General features: G+C 55.7%; 19 protein-coding genes. 5 read left to right on the forward strand and 14 right to left on the reverse strand.

Annotated features, from left to right (window positions below; translation table 11 throughout):
* Window positions 1-8 precede the first annotated feature (8 nt).
* The 4 genes from ycgZ to E0L21_RS10230 all read left to right on the forward strand — a co-directional run bounded on the left by ycgZ (window position 9) and on the right by E0L21_RS10230 (window position 2,810).
* Window positions 9-248, forward strand: coding sequence for a regulatory protein YcgZ (gene ycgZ, locus E0L21_RS10215; RefSeq protein ID WP_131409120.1), 240 nt, complete (start codon window positions 9-11; stop codon window positions 246-248).
* Window positions 249-395: 147 nt separating this feature from the next.
* Entirely contained in the window at window positions 396-704 is a 309-nt protein-coding gene (locus E0L21_RS24985; protein WP_165501899.1) for a hypothetical protein, read from the forward strand.
* Between the two features lie 41 nt (window positions 705-745).
* The gene (locus E0L21_RS10225; protein ID WP_170312059.1) at window positions 746-1,024 is read left to right on the forward strand and encodes a biofilm development regulator YmgB/AriR family protein; all 279 of its coding nucleotides are present in this window, start codon (window positions 746-748) and stop codon (window positions 1,022-1,024) included.
* A gap of 262 nt (window positions 1,025-1,286) precedes the next feature.
* Window positions 1,287-2,810: an alpha/beta hydrolase gene (locus E0L21_RS10230; RefSeq protein ID WP_131409122.1), complete on the forward strand. Its 1,524-nt coding sequence runs from the start codon at window positions 1,287-1,289 to the stop codon at window positions 2,808-2,810.
* Here the strand turns inward: E0L21_RS10230 and E0L21_RS10235 are convergent.
* The 12 genes from E0L21_RS10235 to cfa all read right to left on the reverse strand — a co-directional run bounded on the left by E0L21_RS10235 (window position 2,794) and on the right by cfa (window position 16,136).
* Window positions 2,794-3,750: a quinone oxidoreductase family protein gene (locus E0L21_RS10235; RefSeq protein ID WP_131409124.1), complete on the reverse strand. Its 957-nt coding sequence runs from the start codon at window positions 3,748-3,750 to the stop codon at window positions 2,794-2,796. The genes E0L21_RS10230 and E0L21_RS10235 overlap by 17 nt on opposite strands.
* 111 nt (window positions 3,751-3,861) lie before the next feature.
* On the reverse strand, window positions 3,862-5,175 hold the full coding sequence (locus tag E0L21_RS10240; protein WP_131409126.1) for a cation:proton antiporter: 1,314 nt from the start codon (window positions 5,173-5,175) through the stop codon (window positions 3,862-3,864).
* A gap of 154 nt (window positions 5,176-5,329) precedes the next feature.
* The gene (locus E0L21_RS10245; RefSeq protein ID WP_131409128.1) at window positions 5,330-7,723 is read right to left on the reverse strand and encodes a phosphoketolase family protein; all 2,394 of its coding nucleotides are present in this window, start codon (window positions 7,721-7,723) and stop codon (window positions 5,330-5,332) included.
* 151 nt (window positions 7,724-7,874) lie between these two features.
* Window positions 7,875-8,765 carry an oxidoreductase gene (locus E0L21_RS10250; RefSeq protein WP_131409131.1) on the reverse strand — a complete coding sequence of 297 codons (891 nt, stop codon included), beginning with the start codon at window positions 8,763-8,765 and terminating at the stop codon, window positions 7,875-7,877.
* A 20-nt stretch (window positions 8,766-8,785) separates the two neighbouring features.
* Entirely contained in the window at window positions 8,786-9,613 is an 828-nt protein-coding gene (locus E0L21_RS10255) for a DMT family transporter (protein WP_131409133.1), read from the reverse strand.
* Window positions 9,614-9,687: 74 nt separating this feature from the next.
* Window positions 9,688-10,593 (reverse strand): transcriptional regulator GcvA, encoded by a 906-nt coding sequence (gene gcvA, locus E0L21_RS10260; RefSeq protein WP_131409434.1) that lies wholly within the window; start codon window positions 10,591-10,593, stop codon window positions 9,688-9,690.
* 82 nt (window positions 10,594-10,675) lie between these two features.
* Window positions 10,676-11,473: a phosphotransferase family protein gene (locus tag E0L21_RS10265; protein WP_131409135.1), complete on the reverse strand. Its 798-nt coding sequence runs from the start codon at window positions 11,471-11,473 to the stop codon at window positions 10,676-10,678.
* Window positions 11,474-11,541: 68 nt separating this feature from the next.
* Window positions 11,542-11,907, reverse strand: coding sequence for a helix-turn-helix transcriptional regulator (locus E0L21_RS10270; protein WP_131409137.1), 366 nt, complete (start codon window positions 11,905-11,907; stop codon window positions 11,542-11,544).
* Between the two features lie 128 nt (window positions 11,908-12,035).
* Entirely contained in the window at window positions 12,036-12,731 is a 696-nt protein-coding gene (locus tag E0L21_RS10275; protein ID WP_131409139.1) for a LutC/YkgG family protein, read from the reverse strand.
* Entirely contained in the window at window positions 12,731-14,164 is a 1,434-nt protein-coding gene (locus E0L21_RS10280) for a LutB/LldF family L-lactate oxidation iron-sulfur protein (protein ID WP_131409141.1), read from the reverse strand. Before E0L21_RS10280 ends, E0L21_RS10275 begins: the two co-directional genes overlap by 1 nt.
* 9 nt (window positions 14,165-14,173) lie before the next feature.
* Window positions 14,174-14,893: a (Fe-S)-binding protein gene (locus E0L21_RS10285; RefSeq protein WP_131409143.1), complete on the reverse strand. Its 720-nt coding sequence runs from the start codon at window positions 14,891-14,893 to the stop codon at window positions 14,174-14,176.
* 94 nt (window positions 14,894-14,987) lie between these two features.
* Entirely contained in the window at window positions 14,988-16,136 is a 1,149-nt protein-coding gene (gene cfa, locus E0L21_RS10290; protein WP_131409145.1) for a cyclopropane fatty acyl phospholipid synthase, read from the reverse strand.
* Window positions 16,137-16,347: 211 nt separating this feature from the next.
* Here cfa and E0L21_RS10295 point away from each other — a divergent pair, with 211 nt between their 5' ends.
* Window positions 16,348-17,145, forward strand: a complete 798-nt coding sequence (locus E0L21_RS10295; protein WP_131409147.1) for a helix-turn-helix domain-containing protein — start codon at window positions 16,348-16,350, stop codon at window positions 17,143-17,145.
* A 46-nt stretch (window positions 17,146-17,191) separates the two neighbouring features.
* On the opposite strand, the gene E0L21_RS10300 is transcribed toward E0L21_RS10295, so the two are convergent.
* Both E0L21_RS10300 and E0L21_RS10305 read right to left on the reverse strand, forming a co-directional pair.
* A complete protein-coding gene (locus E0L21_RS10300; RefSeq protein WP_208430927.1) occupies window positions 17,192-18,403 on the reverse strand; it encodes an MFS transporter in 1,212 nt (403 codons plus the stop codon).
* 281 nt (window positions 18,404-18,684) lie between these two features.
* The gene (locus E0L21_RS10305) at window positions 18,685-19,077 is read right to left on the reverse strand and encodes a diacylglycerol kinase (protein WP_131409151.1); all 393 of its coding nucleotides are present in this window, start codon (window positions 19,075-19,077) and stop codon (window positions 18,685-18,687) included.
* Window position 19,078 lies beyond the last annotated feature (1 nt).

Consider the following 19,078-nt stretch of genomic DNA (forward strand, 5'->3'; position numbering starts at 1 on the left):
AGTGACAGATGCAACAGAACGGTTTCCTTCCGAACACAGCGAACGGTGTTACTCGCTATTTTGAGAAAGCCACGCTGCCGACACAACAAGAAACATTAGGACGCATCGCTGTCGAGATCCTTACCGAAGGCCGAAATCTGAACCGTAAGGCTATTTGTAGCAAGTTATTGTCACGGCTCGAAAAAGCATCTGGCCCGGAAGAGGAGAGCCACTATCACACGCTGATTGGTTTGTTGTTTGATCGTTAAGATGGAAAGACCAATCGCGATAAATCACCTGGTAATTTAAGTCAATTCTCACGGCGCGCCAGGCACTTTGGCAGAACGTTACCACGTGAGAATGGGCTTCATGCCGCAATTGCACTTCGGCAACGGGCGGCAACCCGAGATGCAGTTATGAACAGTAGTGAAATAGAGCAACTGACAGATGAACTTATCGGAGTGGCCGTGTTGTCCCTCCTGAAAGACAACTCTCCTATCAGCACGCCGGCTCTGATAGCACGGCTACGGTCGATGGAGAGCAGTGAGCCAGACAGCCAACGGCGCAAGATGCTGGGGCGCATTATTGTCGAAATTGGCAATAACACGTTGGGCGAAATGCGGCGTGGCGCAGATACAGTAGGCATGGAATGGAATGAGGATCGCAGGGATAACATTTATCCACTGTTTGGCAACAAGCAGCCGGGCAGTAGTAAAAAACACTGAATTAAGTGCTGATAAGAATGAACTCAACACGGGGTAATGAAATGAGCCAGGCGATGCTTGAAAGTTCTGATGGGTACGACAATCTTTCTGACCTTTCTCTCATGGAATATTTTCGCAGCGGCGGTGAAAAACTTGCAGAGGAATCCGCCATTCTTGGTATCGCCATCAGACGCATAGTCGCAGCCGATGAACGTATAACCCATAAAGCGTTGATTCTTGAGCTAATCCGAATGATCGAAAGCACGGATGATGTGGTACGAAGCGACATTATCCGCAATACGCTGGAAATTGTTGTACACCATACGACGGATGATATCTGACCTCAGGAACGAGGGATTATTGCCGCCGTCCGTGAAACCAGACGGTGGTCATAATCTGCCAATACCGGTTTTTTGCCTTCCCTTTATTGGCTTCTACTGGCTCCATTTGTTGTAACCATCTTTTTGCCAACACCTGCCACACCAGGGTTTTTTTATGCTTGCCTGCTGGTGTCGGGATTTGCCGCGACCTGAGAAGTGGCACTATCCTCTGTGCACTGTTTCGTAACGGCATCGCCGCACTTTGTGGCGATAAAGGGCACTAATGTTAGGTTTTAAGCTCATCCCACTTGCCAAAAAGTTTGCCGTTGGGCTGCTTGTCCTCGGCATCGTTTTTTTTATTGGCCGTGTGTATCAGTCGGAAAAAGGCCCTTCTTTGCAGTCATGGCACCGCTGGTCTGCCGATGAAATGCGTGCTGAAGAGATTGACCGCGCCAGTTTCGCCGACTATCTGGCGCGCGAAGACAGCATTTTCCGCGACATGAAAGCGCAGCTTACGGATGCGCTCAGCGACGATGAGAAAACGCCGCTCAACCGCTTTTACGCGCAAAGCCGGGTTTACCCCGCACGTTTTCAACCCGACTGGAACCGCTCGCAGGTGTTGATGCCGCAAGGCAACATTCGCGGCGCGGCGGTATTGCTGCATGGGCTGACGGATTCACCCTATAGCATGCGCTATCTGGCGCAGGCCTGGCAGCAACAGGGGTTTGTGGTGGTGGTACCGCGCTTGCCGGGTCACGGCACGGCACCGGGCGCGCTGGCAAAAGTGAATCGCGAACAATGGCTGGCGACAACGCGCCTGGCTGTGCGGGAAGCCACGAGGATCACGGGATCATCTGTACCTCTCCATCTCGTCGGCTATTCGAACGGGGGCGCGCTGGCCATGCAGTATGCGCTGGAGAGCCTTAGCAACACCGCGCTGCGCCGCCCGCAACAAATCATTCTGTTATCGCCGATGATCGGCGTCCCGTCCTATGCGCGTTTTGCCGGGCTCGCTGGCTGGCCGGCGGCGTTTCCGGCGTTTGCTAAAGCGGCGTGGCTTAATGTGGTGCCCGAATTCAACCCGTATAAATACAATTCGTTTCCGGTTAACGCCGCCCGGCAATCATGGTTGTTAACGCAGGCGTTGCAGCAGCAGCTCCAGCAGGCCGCGCGCAGCGGGCTGATAAAGGGTTTGCCGCCGGTGATGACGTTCCAGTCGGTGATGGATTCCACGGTCGGTGCCCGCGCGGTGGTCGACGCGCTGTACCGTTACTTGCCGCAAAACGGCAGCGAGTTGGTGTTGTTTGATATTAACCAGGCGGCCAATGCCGGTGCGCTGTTTCGTCCCTCATCCTGGCAGGCGGTGAACACACTGCTGCCCGCACCGCCACGTCATTACACGACAACCGTCATTGCCAATGTCGCTGCCGACAGTTTTGACACGGTTGCCCGCACGACGCCCGCGCAATCGGTGCAGGAGAAGCAAGACGCCTTGCACATTGCCTGGCCGCCGGGGATGTTCTCACTGTCACACATTGCGCTGCCGTTTCCACTGAATGACCCCCTATACGGCCTTTATCCGGCGCAGAACAACCAATACGGAATAAGCCTGGGCACCATTTCGCTACGCGGTGAAACCAATACGCTGACGGTGAGTCTTGATACGCTGATGCGCGCCACCGCCAACCCGTTTTTCCCGTGGATGATGGCGCAGATAAATCAGCGCATTGCGTGTAGCGATAAGCGTGATATCGCGGCGTGCATGAATGCTTCTCGCCACCCGCCAGCCGTCAGGGGCGCAGAATAATGCGGCCCAATACGCGGTTTTCCTCTGCGTAGCCGTGGGCTTGTACCACCTCTTGCAAGGGAAATTCTCTGTCAATGATCACGCTGAATTTTTTATCTCTTGCATCCACCAACAGCGTGTCGATGGAATCTCTTGCCTGCTGGTGGGCAAGTTCGCGTCCCCAGAAAAGCCCGCTAATCGTTTGATTGGCTTGCTGTAATGCCGCCAGATCGGCGCGGGCATTTCCCCCGGCGTTACCGGCCAGCACCACGGTTCCCCATTCACGCAGACAGGCGATCGATTGCTCCAGTGTCGAACCGACCAGATCAAGTACGCCGTCCACGCCGGCTGCGTTTGTTAGCCGTTTTACCTCAGCGACAATATCCTGCTGGCGATAGTCCAGCGCGACATCAAGCCCGAGTTTTGTCAGTTGGCTCACGCGGGCATCGCCGGAAAGCGTGGCGAGTACGCGCGCGCCCTGCATCTTTGCAAGCTGAATGGCGGCAACCCCAACGCCGCCAGCGCCACCCTGAATAAGCACGCTATCGCCTGCTTTGATCTTTAAGCGTGAAAAGAGCGCCCAGGCAGCCGTGCCAAAACTTACCGGGATAACGGATGCCGAAACGACATCCAGACCTTCGGGAATGACCCATGACCATTGCGCGGGTGTAACGCGGTACTGCGCATGAGAACCCTCCAGCGCGAGCGTGGCTACGCGTTGCCCTGGGTGGCGATCTTTTACCCGCGCACCGACTTCAATAATCGTGCCCGCTGCGGAATAACCGGGAATGCTACCTTGCGCGCCGGGGAAGGCCGTGGCGCGATTAATCACATCGCCGCCCTCAAGAGCAATGGCTTCTACGCGGATCAGCACATCGTCAGGGCCACAGACCGGTAACGGGACATCGGTATAACGTAAAACCTCGGGTTTCCCCGGCTGAAAATAGATTGCGGCTTTCATGGTGGCCTCCTTCTGTTCCAACAAGGCACTCATTACTACACCAGCGAGGTCAACAACGCCATGCGAAATCGGCCTGTTAGGGGTGATGGTTCGCGCGTTTGCAGCGACGTTTCAGCGCTGTTCCTGCTTTCGCCGCAGGGTGAGTAACGGCGTGACCGAAATACCATGTACCAGCACGCTTAGCGTCACGATGGTGATGGCGATATCGGTTATCGCCCCCGCGTTCTGGAGGCCATGCGTCCAGGCGTAAGCGATATAGTTAAGACTGCCAATCCCGCGAATGCCCAACCAGCCAAGACTTAACCGATGCAGCAATGATTCACCCGAACGCCATGTCAGTAGCCAAACAGCGAGGGGACGAATAATGACAAACACGGTGAAAGCCAGCAGCAGAGCGTGTACATCCCAGTGTTGTGACAGTGTCACACCAAGTACAATCACCAGCCCGGCGGCCAGCAACCGCTCAACGGTATCGCCAAAGGAGAGCGCATCGCCTACCACCAGACCGACGGATTTGATCGGATTATGCTCTTCGAGCCCGTGCCGGGTATGCGGGTTAACCTGCATCTCGGCTGGCAGATCATGATCTTCCTCGTTGGTATGGCGTTTTTGTACGCTCATCTCCGCGCTGCGCAGGCCGATCCCTGCGGCGAATGCCGCGAGGAAACCGGAAGCACTGAGCATCATTGCCAGCGAAAAGCTCAGGCAAATCAGCGCTAATGCAATAAAATCGCTGGGTGCTACTTCTCCTTGCGCGTGGCGTGAGCGCGTGGCGACCAGACCAATTAGTCGCCCGAGAATAAAACCGATACCCAACCCACCGGCCAGTGCCCAGAGCAGATCGACACTCAGCCAGCGAAACCACTCGTCAGCGCTGATTGTGCCTCCGGCCTTTTGCCAGACCAGCGCCAGCATTAAAAAAGGCAGGGCGGTGCCATCATTCAAACCGGCTTCGCTGGATAAGGCGATTCTGAGGCGGTCATCATCCTGCGCATCGTTGATAGCCACCAGGCTTGCCAGTACCGGGTCGGTAGGCGCGAGAATGGCCGCCAGCGCCAGCGATAATGGCCACGAAAGATCGGCCATAAAATGGGCGGCGAGCATAATCCCGGCAATGGTCAGCAGCATAGCGGGCAGTGCCAGCATGATGCCCATCCGCCAGTAAGGCGAGGTGAGCGGCAGGCGGATTTTGAGCCCGGTGATAAAAAGCGACGCCGCCATCGCCATTTCAGTTATCCGGCTGGTGAGCGGGGCGTGGCGAACAATATCGATGCCAATCAGCCCCAACATCCACGGCCCGCAGGCGATGCCCACCAGCAAATAGAGGCCAAAAATGGGGATCGGGACACGACTTATCCAGCCGTAAGAGAGAGACATAAACAGCAACAAACACCCCGCCGCAGCGGTCCAGGCCAGATATTCCATACACCTCCCGAGCAAAATCATCTTCTTAACAGGTATAGCTGCTACCCAAAGATGTGCCAGCAAAGCGCCTCCCAACGCAAACACGCCGCTCTTCGTGAACGGCGTGTCTACTGGTTAACACATGGGTAATTGCGCGTGCGGGCTGCGCACTGGTTTACTCCGGTACGTTGCCTTCGCCTTGCTGTGACGGCCATTTCCAGTTCTGCACTTCAGGCAAATCTTCACCATATTCGCGGACATACTGATGGTGCGCGGCAATTTTTTGCGCCAGATCCTCCAGAATGTCATCCGCTTTACCCTGCAACGACGGCACGCGCAAAATCGCCTCTTGCGCCAGGTGAAAGCGATCCAGCTCGTTGAGCACCGTCATATCAAACGGCGTGGTGGTGGTGCCTTCTTCCATAAAGCCGTGCACGTGAAAATGACGGTGATTGTTACGCTGATAAGTGAGGCGGTGAATCAGACTCGGGTAGCCGTGAAAGGCAAAAATCACCGGCTTATCAGCAGTAAAAATCGCTTCGAAGGCCTCTTCGCTCAGGCCATGCGGATGCTGATCCTGGGTTTGCAGCGCCATTACATCCACGACGTTCACCACCTGAATACGCAACTTGGGCAGGTAATTACGCAGCAGATCGACCGCGGCGAGGGTTTCCATGGTCGGCACATCGCCGGCGCACGCCATCACCACATCCGGGGTTTCGTTCTGCTGCACGTTTCCGGCCCAGGACCAGATCCCCATCCCAGCGGCGCAGTGTTTTGCCGCGTCGTCGAGATTGAGCCACTGAGGCGCAGGCTGTTTCCCCGCCACAATGACATTAATGCGATCCCAGGTTTTCAGGCAGTGGTCGGCAACACATAACAGCGTGTTGGCGTCGGGCGGCAGGTAAATGCGCACAACATCCGCTTTTTTATTGGCGACGTGATCGATAAAACCGGGGTCCTGATGGCTATAACCATTGTGATCCTGGCGCCAGACATGCGAAGAGAGCAGGTAATTGAGCGACGATATCGGCGCGCGCCAGGGCAGGCTGCGCGACACTTTTAGCCATTTTGCGTGCTGGTTAAACATCGAGTCGACAATATGAATAAACGCCTCATAACAGTTGAACAGGCCATGCCGTCCGGTCAGTAAATAGCCCTCAAGCCAGCCCTGGCATTGATGTTCGCTCAGGATCTCCATCACCCGGCCATCGCGTGCCAGTTGCTCATCATAGGGTTTAAGCGGCTCCTGCCAGGTGCGATTCGTTACGTCGAACACTTTGCTCAACCGGTTAGAGGCCGTTTCGTCGGGGCCAAACAGACGAAAATTATCGCGGTTGTGCTCAAAAATACCGGCCAGATACGCGCCCAGCGCGGCGGTGGATTCGGCCTGCGTCTCGCCCGGTGATGCCACGTCGACGGCGTAATGGTGCAATTCTGGCGTCACCAGATCCCGGCGTAAGCGACCACCGTTGGCCCACGGCGACGCGCCCATGCGTTTGTCCCCTACCGGTGCCAGTGCTTGTAGTTCTGTTTTGAGCTGCCCTAATTCATCGAAAAGATCGTCTGGCTGGTAGCTGCGCATCCAGTCTTCCAGCAGTTGGCGGTGTTCATCGTTTTCACGGCATGACGAGACCGGAACCTGGTGCGCGCGCCAGAAATCCTCCACTTTTTTACCGTCGACAGTTTGTGGGCCGGTCCAGCCTTTGGGACTGCGCAAAATGATCATCGGCCAGCGCGGCACGGTAGTCTGCGCGTTGCCGCTTCGCGCCTGTTGCTGATAGTCACGGATGCTGTTCAGCGCCCGTTCCAGCGTTTCCGCCATCTGGCGGTGCATTCTGGCCGGTTCATGGCCGCTGACAAACAGCGGTTCGTAGCCATAGCCGCGAAAGAGCTGTTGTAAATCATCATCGCTGGTGCGCCCGAGGAGCGTGGGGTTGGCAATTTTGTACCCGTTCAGGTGCAGGATCGGCAGCACCGCGCCGTCGCGGGCGGCGTTGAGAAATTTTATGCCGTGCCAGCTGGAGGCCAGCGGGCCGGTTTCCGCTTCGCCATCACCAATCACGCACGCGGCGATAAGGGACGGGTTATCGAACACCGCGCCAAACGCATGTGAGAGTGAGTAACCCAGCTCGCCGCCTTCATTAATCGAGCCCGGCGTTTCGGGTGCGGCGTGGCTGGGGATACCGCCGGGGAAGGAAAATTGCCGGAACAGCTTTTTCATGCCCTCAGCGTTCTGGCTTATCTGCGGGTAGATTTCGCTGTAGCTCCCCTCAAGCCAGGTGTTTGCCACCATACCGGGCCCGCCATGACCGGGGCCGCAGATATAAATCATATCGAGATCGCGCTGGCGAATGGCGCGGTTGAGATGAACATAGATAAAATTCAACCCCGGCGTGGTTCCCCAGTGGCCCAGCAGGCGCGGTTTGATGTGTTCCGGCCTGAGCGGCTCGCGCAGTAGCGGGTTATCCATCAAGTAGATTTGCCCGACAGAGAGGTAATTGGCCGCGCGCCAGTAGCGATCAAGCAGGTGAACTTCGTGGTCAGAGAGAGACGATATCTGTGTCATGCTTTCCTCGCGTCATCAGAAGGTAAACCAGGCGTTGCCTTTGCAGGCACACGAATTTCCCTTTAAGCCTGGCACACCGCGTTTTCTGATGACGAAACGAACAGTATCAAGGTGCTTCGTGCCACGGAGGTGATGGCGCAAAACAGGGCAATCAACCGGGTCCTTCACTGCCTGCGGCCAACAGCGGAACCACCACATCGCTGATGGGCGTGGGAATGCCATGCGTGCGCCCATAGCGCTGCACCACGCCGTTACGAATATCCCACTCCAGCGGTCGGTTTGCCTGGCGGTCGGCAAGAATTGACGTCCCTAAATCCGCAGGCGCACGATGAAAACCGTCGACAATGTCCTGGGCAACATTATCGCTGAGCACCGCACCTTCCGCGCGCGCAACCGTCAGGCATTCGCCCAGGTACGCCAGCGCCAGCGCAGTGATATCCCCGCGCGAGAACATGCCGGCGCGGCGATTGGCGAGCACCATCAGACCGGCGACCGCATTCTGCAACAGCTTACGCCAGGCGATCGACGTAAAATCGGCTGACAATTCCACCGCGCAGCGCGTATTGCTGAGCGCTTCCACCACCCGTTTGGCCTGCGGTTCATCCGGTAGCGTCAGGCGCGGTTTGGCGCGCAACCAGACAGAGGCATCCGGCTCTCGCTGCGCCGGAAACCACACGACGGAAGGCAGCACGCTTGCGCCGTTGACCCGCGGTTCTAGCTGGCTTTTTTGCTCGACGCCGTTTTGCAGCGCGCACACCACTGTGTTTTCATCGCATAACGCAGCCAGCCAACTGGCGCTGTCCGCGACTTGGGTGGTTTTCACCGCCACAAAGACCAAATCGAACCTCTGGCTGAGCGCTGCCGGATCGCTCAATACCGGGCCGGGCACCACTATTTCCCCCTCATCGTGACGCAGAATTAATTGCGGGTGGGCGGTACGCCCGCACAAAACGGGCGCGCGGCCCACTTCATGCAGCGCCGCAGCAATCGTCGTGCCGATAGCGCCCGGGCCAAGCAGCGCAATTGTCGGAAAATCAGACATGGTGAGTTCTCCTGATGTGGTTAACCAATCATTACCGTGCCGGTCGCAATCACCGTACACGCCAGCACTTTTTTTAGCGTTAAGGTTTCGCCGAGAAACAGATAACCCAGTAGCGCGGCAAACAGAACGCTGGTTTCACGCAGCGCTGAAACCGCCCCCATTGGCGCGGTCGCCATCGCATAAATAATGATGCCGTAAGCCAGCAGAGAAACCAGCCCGCCTGCGGCAGCACTGAGTACATCGGGCCGCCAGCGCAGTAAATTTTTTGCGCCGCGAAGCCCGATATAGAGCGCTGGCATCAGCACGCCCCATAACGCACTTATCCACACGGTATAGGCGATGGCATCACCGGCGATGCGTACACCGATACCATCCACCACGCTGTACGCGGCGATAAACGCGCCAGTGGCCAGTGAATATTTCAGACCCGGCAGCGCCAGACGGCGGCGTTGCAGGGCAAGCAGCAGAATACCGCCGGAAATCAACCCAATGCCAGCCAGTGCGTTAATGGCCACCTTTTCCCCGGCAAACAGCGCCGCCCCCGACGTCACCATCAGCGGTGAAGAACCCCGCGCAATCGGGTAGGTTTGCCCGAGATCCCCGCTCTGATAACTCCGTACCAGACACAGGTTATAGCCGACATGCAGCAGCGCTGACAGCAGCGCATATTTCCAGCTGGCATAAGCTGGCAATGGTAAAAACGGCGCAACGACAACGCAGGTGAAGGCTATCGCCACGCACATGATGGTCATCGTCCACAACCGATCCGTGCCGCCGCGTAAGAGCGTATTCCAGCTGGCATGCAGCAGCGCGGCGAATAACGTCAGCAAAACAAGGTAAGTGGGCATGTATCGATGCTAATCAGCACATGCCCGGATGAAAAGTGAAGTGTCGTCATTCAACCATGAGTAAACACTCATGCTTAGCGATAGTTAAGCTGTGCCTGTTGTGATTCTGCCAATAGCCAGCTGCGGAAAGTCACAATGTGCGGCTGCGTTTCGATCCCCTGCGGGCAGACAAAGTAATAGGCGGCCGGTGAAGGAAAGGGCACGTCAAAAAGCCGTACCAGCGTGCCGTCGCCGATCTCTTTCTCAACGTGCCCACTGCGCGCCAGCGCAATTCCCTGACCCAGTAACGCCGCTTCAATGGTCATATTGGTGTCGGCAAAACGCACGTTCTCGTGCAGCACGTCGGTATTGACACCAACCTGCTTAAACCAGGCGTCCCATTTGGGAACCAGATCGGCTCCGTCGCGCGTCAGCAGCGGATAGCGCAGCAATTCGGCAGGCTCATCCGGCGTGCCAAAACGCTGCAAAAGCGCCGGGCTGGCGACCGGGAAAAGCTGCTCGCGGAACATAAATTCCGTGTGCAGCGCCGGATAATTCCCGTGACCGAAACGGATCGCCACATCGGCGTCTGTGCTGGCGAAGTTAATGGCTTGATCGGTGCTTTCCAGCGTCACCAGAATTTCCGGATGCAGCCGTGCCAGACCCGGCAAGCGCGGGAGCAACCATTTCAGTGCAAAAGAGTAGGTCGTGTTGACACGCAGTCGCACCCGGCCTTTTTGCTCACGCAAATCGGCAAGAGTGGTTTCCAGTTTGCTAAAAAATTCACGCACCAGCGGCGCGAGCGCAGCACCGGCTGGCGTCAGGCTGAGGGTCTTTCCACGCTGAAAAAGCGGTAATCCCCAGATTTCCTCAAGGTTTTTTAGCTGATGGCTGACGGCACTTTGCGTAATACACAGCTCTTCTGCCGCTGCGGTAAAGGTGGTGTGGCGGGTCGCAACTTCAAATGCGCGCAGCGTCGCAGTGGGGGGAAGATCACGCATCATACGGTTCCTGTTAATGAGCTAATGCTCATAACACCCTATGCTGAAACCGTAGTGAAAGCTACGCGAACAGAACAATAAACTACCGCGATCGGAGCAGGGTAATGGTGCTGTCTAACCAGCCTGCAAGATGTTCCCGATACCAGTCGAGATAACGGAGCAGATCGGTTTTCTGCCGTTCAGCAAGCAGGATAACCACTTCGGTAACAATCCATGCTTTGGCAATGGCAATCTCCCGGCCGAGATCGTGCGGTGTTGCATGACCCGCAATACGACAATAGCGCTCGGCAAGCGCGTGAAAAGCGTGTGTTGTGCCCATCCCTTTTATCAGGGGCGCAAGGTCAATCGCCGGGCTGCCCACGGAAAATCGTTCCCAGTCGAAAAGCCCCAGCTCGCCGTTCTCCCTTCGTCCCCAGTTGCCCGCATTGCTGTCGCCGGAAATTAATCCCGGATGGCGAAATAGCACCGCGCTACATTGCTGAAAACAGCGCAGTTGTTGCGAGGCCTGTTCCGGCAACGCCAGCAGCGCCAGCGATTTTTCCAGCGCGGAAACAGACCATGTGTGAGTGTGATAGTGCCATGCCGCGTCTGGCGCAAAGCGATGCAAGCGAGCCAGCATCGCTAACACTTCATCGCTGGCCACGGCATCCTGAGAAACCGGGTGGGGAATATATTCCAGTCGTAACAAGTGTTGTGCAGGATCGGCGAATAACAGCGTTGGCGAGGCAATTTTTGCCGCGTTGAGCCGATAAGCCGCATGTTGATAGAAAGCATACTCGACGTCACTAACGGGATATTTCTCAATAAAGCGTTGGCCTTGTTCATCTACAACAAGCGCCACGTTTGCAGCGCCCATTTTTGATAAATCCTGAGCTGACATTCCATATCCCTTGCGTGCTGGTCGAGCTTTTCAGTGTAGCCTGGATGGGTGGCAACGCGGAGACCGGTTTATTCCTGCGCCGCCTGGTCCTGAGCATAAAGGCGATATTGCCTTGGCGTTAATTGATACTGTTCGCGAAACGCGCGGCAGAATGTTGACTGCTGCTGATAACCCAGGTGCAGGGCAATGTCGGTAATAGAGCGATGGGTTTCGCTCAGTAACGCTTTTGCGATCACCATGCGGCGATATCGAATGTACACCCCAGGCGACATGCCGGCGATTTGTTTAAAACCGCGCTGGAAATGCCACGCAGAATAACCGGATTTTTTAGCTAATACGCCCAGCGGCAAAGGTTCGGCAATATTGCTCTCTATCCACTGGAGAATATCCTGGATGGTTAAGCTCATCAGATATAACGAGGACTTTTTTCTCATATCAATACCTGCTGTTAATGCGCAGCGTTTGGGGAAGCCATCAATACTTCCTCCCCAAACGCAAAAGAGTAATCACGGCACTGTATTAGCGGGCGGATGATATATTTCTGCCCGTCAGATTATCCGCATCAGCAATCTTCAATCATTAAGTAGACGGCATTCAGTGGCCCATGGACGCCCACGACTTTAATCAGTTCAATATCGGCCGTCGAACTTGGCCCGGCGATAAGATTGATACACGAAGGAAGAGATTCGCCTTCCTGCACCCGCTGGCGCAAAACGTGCGCCAGTGGCGTGACGCCGTACAGCAATCTGCTCTTATAGATAACGAACACCGTAGTGGTGGGCAGCAGACTGATAGCCCGCCCCTGTAACTCAGAGGAAAAGAGCACCACCCCGCCGGTTTCACACAGACCATATTCGGCGTAGACCACGCCAATATTGGCTTCTGCGGCGCGGCGAAGATTCTCTTCCCCGCCCGATGAGTCCCAGCAATGTGTTGGAAACGTGTGCTGCAAATGCGCTGTGATACCTACATTTGCCAGCCGGGCATCGCCGCTAATCAGCAGCGGGCCGCCGCCGTACTGGTTACATATTCGTTCGGCAAGCTGGGGGATTGTCGCCAGCGGGGCCACTTCGCAGTGTGCCTGCATAACCGTTGTCGCGTATTCAATAAAACTGTCGCACGGATGCTGCTGGATCTGACCGGCATAGCGGCTTGTCAGCGGAGCATGCCCGGAAAATGCCAGCGGTTGCGGTATCTGACGCGGTTCGCGACCAAGCCGTCCGGCAATTTTTTGCATAAATGCATCGCGGTTTTCCATTATGCTTGCTCCCCGTTTTTACGCTGCTTTTGGTGTTTTTTAAACCAGCTACGGAAACTCTCGCCATCGGCATCGGGCAGATCGCGGGCCTCCGTCCACTTGCTGATTGCCGCAATAGTAAACGGCATCTTGCCGTTGCGGATCATCAGTTGGGCGGCGCGTGCGCCAGCCACCATTCCGACTTTCCATAGCCGGGGATGACGGTTGGCGTAATTGAACAGATGAACGGTATGCCTTTCCATCGCCGGCGTTTTTCCGCTTTCTGCCAGCGTGCGCCGGTGCTGAAGGATCAGTGACGACAACGGAATACGCACCGGGCAGACATCATCGCAGGCTGTACATAATGAGCAGGCATAGGGCAGGTTTTTGAAATCATCATAGCCGCCGAGCAACGGCGTGAGCACCGCACCAACCGGGCCGGGATAAATCGAGCCGTAACCGTGCCCGCCGATGTGGCGGTAGGCCGGGCAGGTATTCATGCAAGCCCCGCAGCGGATGCAGCGCAGGATGTCCTGGAAAGGCGAGCCCAGCACCTGCGAGCGGCCATTGTCGACGATAACCAAATGGAACTCTTCCGGCCCGTCGCTTTCCATGCTCCCTTTCGCACCGGTAAGCCAGGTGTTATATCCCGTAAGACGGGCACCAACCGCGTTGCGCGCCAGCATTGTCAGGATGATATCCAGTTCAGCGAATGTTGGCACCACGCGCTCCATGCCCATAACGGCAATATGCGTTTTCGGCACGGTGGTACAAAGTCGCGCATTGCCTTCATTGCTCACCAGGCTGAGTGTGCCGGTTTCTGCGACCGCAAAATTGCACCCGGTGATGCCGATGTCGGCGCTGAGGAAATCCTCACGGATCTTCTGGCGAATAAAGCGCGTCATGGCTTCCGGCGTTTCGGGGCCGTTATAACCCAGCTTTTCGCGCAAAACCTGCTGAATTTGATGGCGATCTTTATGAATGGCAGGGACTACCACGTGCGAAGGGGCGTCTTTGGCGAGTTGCAGAATATACTCGCCCAGATCCGTTTCCACGATCTCAATGCCTGCCGCTTCAAGCGCGGCGTTCATGCCGATCTCTTCGGTCACCATCGACTTCGATTTAACGATTTTGCGCGCCTGTTTCTGCCCGGCAATCTGCAAAATATAGCGGGTGGCATCTTCACGCGTGTCGGCAAAAAAGACGTGACCGCCGTTAGCGCTGACCTTTTCGCTCAACTGGTAAAGATAGGCATCCAGATTGTCGAGAACATGGGCGCGGATTTCAGCGGCGCGCGAGCGCCAGTCGGGCCAGTTTTCCAGTTCATCGACCATTTTCTGCCGATTGATACCAATCCGATCCTGCGCGTTGGCAACGGCGTGGCGCATCACCGGATCGTCGATTTGCTGCTGAACCCGTTCATAAAAGGGGACATTGCTGGTTTTTAAAGACATGGTGTTTCCTTAGCGGCTCATCAGCACATCAGCGATATGCAACACACGCACGTTCTGGCCTTCACGTTGTAAACGCCCGCCAATATTCAAAAGGCAACTGGCATCCGCGCCAATCAGATAATCCGGTTTGGCTTGCATGATATGCGCGACCTTTTCCTTCACCATCTCGCCGGAAATTTCAGCCATCTTGACCGAAAAAGTGCCGCCAAAACCGCAGCAGGTTTCCTGCGCGCCAAACGGCACAATTTCCAGCTCACGTACCTCGCGCAGCAGCGCCAGCGGTTCATCACGTACCCCGAGCTTACGAAACAGGCTGCACGAGGGATGATAGACCGCCCGCCCTGGCAGGCGCGCGCCGACATCGGTTACGCCAAGCTGGTTAACAATAAAGGAGGTCAGATCGACCATTCGGCTGGCAATCTTCGCCGCGCGCGTCGCCCACTCCGGCTCATCGACTAGCCAGTCCGGATAGTGACGAATCGCGTTCATGCAGGAACTGGCAGGCGAGATAATCGGGTAGTCGTTGATTTCCAGCGCCGCAATCTGCGCTTTCATGCCCGGCAGCGCATCACGGATGTAGCCGCTATTAATTGCCGGTTGACCGCAGCAACCCTGTTTTTCAGGAAACTGAACATGGCAACCTAACTGCTCAAGTAGCAGAACACTGTTTCGCGACATGCGTGATTTCAGCGCGTCCCCAATGCAGGTAACAAAGAAATTTACGTTCATATTATTTAGCTTCCAGCGCAGATAACGGCATCGCGTCATTTTTAATTTCGGGCAGGCGGTGAGGGCGTTTGTGCTTGCCGGTTTAATCGTCTCTTTAGCGCGCCACGCGCAGCCCGCCGGTGACGCCACGGCTTAATACGATTTGCCAAAGCTGGATATTTCTGGCGCGAAATGCACCCGCGCAGGCGGTGAGGTAATAATTAAACATACGGTGAAATTCCGTCGAATAATTGCCTGCTATTTGTGGCCAGGCCTGATTAAAGCGGCGATACCATGCCATTAAGGTCTTGTCGTAATCTGCGCCGAAATTATGCACATCTTCGATAACAAAATAGGGTTCGCTGGCATCAGCAATCTGTTTTATGGAGGGCAGGCAGCCATTAGGAAATATATATTTATTGATCCAGGCATCGACGTTATGCAGGGTTTTATTCGAACCAATCGAGTGCAGCAAAAATAAGCCATCGGGCTTCAGGCAGCGATCCACAGCGTTAAAATAGGTCGCATAGTTTTTCGGGCCAACATGTTCGAACATGCCGACAGAGACGATGCGGTCATAGCGTTTATCCAGATCGCGGTAATCCTGCAGCAGGATTCGAATATCCAGCCCCTCGCTGTGGCTTTCGGCGTAGGCTTTTTGCTCTGCCGAAATGGTAATCCCTTCGACGCTCACACCATAATGGCGCGCCGCATATTCCGCTAAACCGCCCCAGCCGCAGCCAATATCCAGCAGCGTCATGCCGGGTTTAAGTTGCAGTTTTTCGCAGATCAGCGCGAGCTTATTTTCCTGCGCCGCACACAGTTCATCGGCGTTTTTCCAGTAACCGCACGAGTACTGCATATGGGGATCCAACATGCGGCTAAACAGATCGTTGCCAAGATCGTAATGCACTTCGCCCACTTGCCAGGCGCGTCGACGGGACTGAGGGTTGACGATGCGCGCAGCGGCGATGCGCATCAGGTCGGCGAAACGGGCTGGGCGCTGCTCATCGAGCCTGGCGCGCAGCAGCTTGTCAAAAAACACATCAAGCTGTTTGCAATCCCACCAGCCCTCCATATAACTTTCACCGAGCCCGAGTGAACCCTGCTGTAACACGCGTTTGAAAAAACGCGTGTCATGCACGCGGATATCCCAGGGTTCGGGGCCATTAATCATAATGCCTGCCTGTGACAGCAGTTCCTGGACGATCCGCAGCCAATGGCCGGGTTTACTGATCACATCGACGGTACATTCGTTAGCCATCATCTTTCCTTCAACGTAGCGTGCGCTCAGCCGGTAATTTCCCCGTCATTCACTGCCCGTCAGCGCGAAAAAGGCTTATCGCTCAGGCAGGTGGCTGGTAAATTGTTCACAACGGGTGAAATATATCTATGACCCGTTCATTATTCAGGAAACCCGTTCTGCCTGCGCTGTGCTATCAAGACAAACTTCATCGAATAGAGGTCAGGTTGTTATGTGCTCTAAGCTTGTGTTACCGCCTCGTCAGCCCATTAGCGGCCAGCCCGCGCCGGTGCTGATGGCCTTGCCTCGCCCGGTGTACTTTCGCAGTTACCCTTTACGGGGCGACACGGGTGTCGACATGCACGAGCATCCTTTCGCGGAGTTTCTCTATGCGCGCGAGGGAAGTATGCGGGTGGAAATCGAAGGGAAAACGCTGGTGGTGCCCGTGCTCTATGGTGTCTGGATCCCGGCTCGTGTGCCGCACCGTCTTCTTGCCGGCAGCGACGTATTGCTGGAAAGCCTGTATGTGGAGGCCGATTTTGCCACTATCCCCTTTAGCGGCAGCAAGGTGGTGGTGGTGAGTGATTTTGTGCGTGAGTATATTCACTACGCCACGCAAAACGTGCCGGAAAAGTATGATGATGCAGGCGATGACGCCCAACTGGTGCAGGTGCTGATTTCCCTGCTCAGACGCTTGCCCGACGCCGGCTTATCGGTCTCCTGGCCAGTATCACCGTTGCTGATAAAAGTATGCAGCCAGATCCAGAAAACGCCCGGCGACGCGCACAGCATTGAACAGTGGGCCTCCTGTAGCGGTATGTCGGTGCGCACGTTTTCACGCCGTTTCAAAAAGGAGACTGGCGTGGCGTTCAGCGAATGGAAAAAACGGGTGCGTTTGCTGGAATCGGTGGTGATGTTAAAAAACAAGCGCAGCGTGACGCAGGTGGCACTTGAGCTTGGCTATTCAAGCCCGGCGTCATTTACCTTTGCGTTTCGCGCCATGTTCGGCGTGCCGCCAACGCGATATTAATTTGAAACCATGTGCCGCGCTTTTTCAGCCGCGCCCGGGCGCGGCGTCAATCATACTGCCGCGCTGTGCGATCGGCAGAAAAAAGACGGCGTAGCCACCAGATAAGAAGCGCCAGCAGGGCTATTGCGCCAAGCACGGCAAACGCCACGCCGTAGGAGTATTTTGCCGCAATTGTTCCCGCCATCGCCGGGCTGAATGCGGCCCCGACACCTTGTAACAGCATAATAAAGCTCTGCCCGGCATTGGTGTGCCCGCTGCCTTCCAGCAATTTGACGATATAACCGGGTACCGCGACGCCCAGAAGCCCTGCGGCTACGCCATCTAATATCTGAACCGGGATCATAAAAAGCGGTCCGGCCGAGACGCAAGCAAGCGCCGCGCGCAGCGGCAAAACCATTAACGCTGCCGTAATCAGCCACGGGTAACCATATTTTCCCGCCCTGGCAGCGGCGAATAAGGCGACGGGAATCATCACCAGCTGCGAAATAATGACAGTCGCCGCCGCATAAACACCGGCGCTCATTTCCCCGCCTGGCGCGGCGGCCACCCGCATGCTGAGCATCGGCAATAGCGCAGCGTTAGCCAGATGAAACAGCATCAGCGTCACGCCGGTCGCGATGAGGGCGGGGTGAGTAATAATCGCGGAGAGGCGAGGGACTGCCGCCGGATCTTCGTCGCGACTGAGACCTCGCGCGGCGCGGTTATCAATATCGTTATTGCGGATAGCAAAAACCGCTAGCGTTGCGCAGATTGCCATACCGGTCATCAGAATAAAGACGGCATCGGTGCCCAGGTACAACACCAGAATGGCTGCCAATATTGCGGCGCTCATATTTCCGCCATGGTTAAACGCCTCGTTCCTGCCCATTTGATGGTTAAACCCTGACGAGCCGGTTAAGCCAAGCGTAATGCCCATTAACAGGGGCGCAATAAAGGCGGCGGATACACCGGTGACAAATTGCGAGAAACCGACAACAAAAAGAGTCGGATATGCCCAGAGCAACAGCGTGGCGGTGGTGATCAGCAAGCAGCAAACGACGAGTAATCCTCGTTTATGGCGTGATGCATCAGCAACCAACCCGGAAGGCATTGTCGCCACCAGGCCCGCCAGACCACCGGCTGTCATCATCCAGCCAATGTTGTCGGCTTTCCACTGATGTTCAGTGAGAAATATCCCCAAAAAAGGGCCAAGCCCGTCCCTTACATCCGCCATGAAAAAGTTCACTAAGCAGAGTGCCTGCAGCGATCGTAACGGCATTGAACCCCTTCTTATGAGCATGGTTGAGTGTTCCTGAATAATGGGTTGTTGCGCATCCTGAACGCGTTTTGTTATCTGTTTCAGCGAGTGGGAGACAAAAAAATATGCCTTATTGAAGGCCCGTGAGAAGGGATAATAATCGGGTTTTACGTCAATCGTGTGATACATAAATGTAACATTCTGTCGTGCTGACGCGGGCTGGTGAAAGGCTGTCTTACTTAAAAGCGTAGAGAGTCTGCATCATCATCCGGGCGGCTGATGATGCAGACGGTGTTTAACATCTATCCCAACAAAATCGCGCCCCACACGACAGCTACCATCAGCAGCGCCGTGGTTTGGGCTGCACTGCCCATATCTTTGGCGTTTTTAGAAAGCGGGTGGCGCTCCAGTGAGATGCGATCGACCACCGCTTCGATGGCAGAATTTAGCAGCTCCACTAACAGGCTGATAAAGCAGACGGCCAGCAGCAGTGCGCGCTCAACCCCGCTGACGTTAACAACGAAAGCCGTCACCATCAGTACACTATGTAAAACAAGAAGTTGGCGGAAGGCCGCCTCGCCATGCACGGCGGTAAGAAAACCGTCGCGTGAATAAATCAGCGTACTGAAGATCCGCGAGATTCCGGTCTTGCCATGGGAATATTTGCCTGTTTCGCTGGGGCCTGACGATTGCATT

Origin of the sequence: Kosakonia quasisacchari (assembly GCF_004331415.1) — a bacterium.
GTDB lineage: Bacteria > Pseudomonadota > Gammaproteobacteria > Enterobacterales > Enterobacteriaceae > Kosakonia > Kosakonia quasisacchari.

What these genes read in the sequence shown, in the direction of transcription:
- ycgZ (WP_131409120.1), top strand. Translation starts at nt 9, where the DNA reads ATGCAACAGAACGGTTTCCTTCCGAACACAGCGAACGGTGTTACTCGC.
- E0L21_RS24985 (WP_165501899.1), top strand. Translation starts at nt 396, where the DNA reads ATGAACAGTAGTGAAATAGAGCAACTGACAGATGAACTTATCGGAGTG.
- E0L21_RS10225 (WP_170312059.1), top strand. Translation starts at nt 746, where the DNA reads ATGAGCCAGGCGATGCTTGAAAGTTCTGATGGGTACGACAATCTTTCT.
- E0L21_RS10230 (WP_131409122.1), top strand. Translation starts at nt 1,287, where the DNA reads ATGTTAGGTTTTAAGCTCATCCCACTTGCCAAAAAGTTTGCCGTTGGG.
- E0L21_RS10235 (WP_131409124.1), bottom strand. Translation starts at nt 3,750, where the DNA reads ATGAAAGCCGCAATCTATTTTCAGCCGGGGAAACCCGAGGTTTTACGT.
- E0L21_RS10240 (WP_131409126.1), bottom strand. Translation starts at nt 5,175, where the DNA reads ATGGAATATCTGGCCTGGACCGCTGCGGCGGGGTGTTTGTTGCTGTTT.
- E0L21_RS10245 (WP_131409128.1), bottom strand. Translation starts at nt 7,723, where the DNA reads ATGACACAGATATCGTCTCTCTCTGACCACGAAGTTCACCTGCTTGAT.
- E0L21_RS10250 (WP_131409131.1), bottom strand. Translation starts at nt 8,765, where the DNA reads ATGTCTGATTTTCCGACAATTGCGCTGCTTGGCCCGGGCGCTATCGGC.
- E0L21_RS10255 (WP_131409133.1), bottom strand. Translation starts at nt 9,613, where the DNA reads ATGCCCACTTACCTTGTTTTGCTGACGTTATTCGCCGCGCTGCTGCAT.
- gcvA (WP_131409434.1), bottom strand. Translation starts at nt 10,593, where the DNA reads ATGCGTGATCTTCCCCCCACTGCGACGCTGCGCGCATTTGAAGTTGCG.
- E0L21_RS10265 (WP_131409135.1), bottom strand. Translation starts at nt 11,473, where the DNA reads ATGTCAGCTCAGGATTTATCAAAAATGGGCGCTGCAAACGTGGCGCTT.
- E0L21_RS10270 (WP_131409137.1), bottom strand. Translation starts at nt 11,907, where the DNA reads ATGAGAAAAAAGTCCTCGTTATATCTGATGAGCTTAACCATCCAGGAT.
- E0L21_RS10275 (WP_131409139.1), bottom strand. Translation starts at nt 12,731, where the DNA reads ATGGAAAACCGCGATGCATTTATGCAAAAAATTGCCGGACGGCTTGGT.
- E0L21_RS10280 (WP_131409141.1), bottom strand. Translation starts at nt 14,164, where the DNA reads ATGTCTTTAAAAACCAGCAATGTCCCCTTTTATGAACGGGTTCAGCAG.
- E0L21_RS10285 (WP_131409143.1), bottom strand. Translation starts at nt 14,893, where the DNA reads ATGAACGTAAATTTCTTTGTTACCTGCATTGGGGACGCGCTGAAATCA.
- cfa (WP_131409145.1), bottom strand. Translation starts at nt 16,136, where the DNA reads ATGGCTAACGAATGTACCGTCGATGTGATCAGTAAACCCGGCCATTGG.
- E0L21_RS10295 (WP_131409147.1), top strand. Translation starts at nt 16,348, where the DNA reads ATGTGCTCTAAGCTTGTGTTACCGCCTCGTCAGCCCATTAGCGGCCAG.
- E0L21_RS10300 (WP_208430927.1), bottom strand. Translation starts at nt 18,403, where the DNA reads ATGCCGTTACGATCGCTGCAGGCACTCTGCTTAGTGAACTTTTTCATG.
- E0L21_RS10305 (WP_131409151.1), bottom strand. Translation starts at nt 19,077, where the DNA reads ATGCAATCGTCAGGCCCCAGCGAAACAGGCAAATATTCCCATGGCAAG.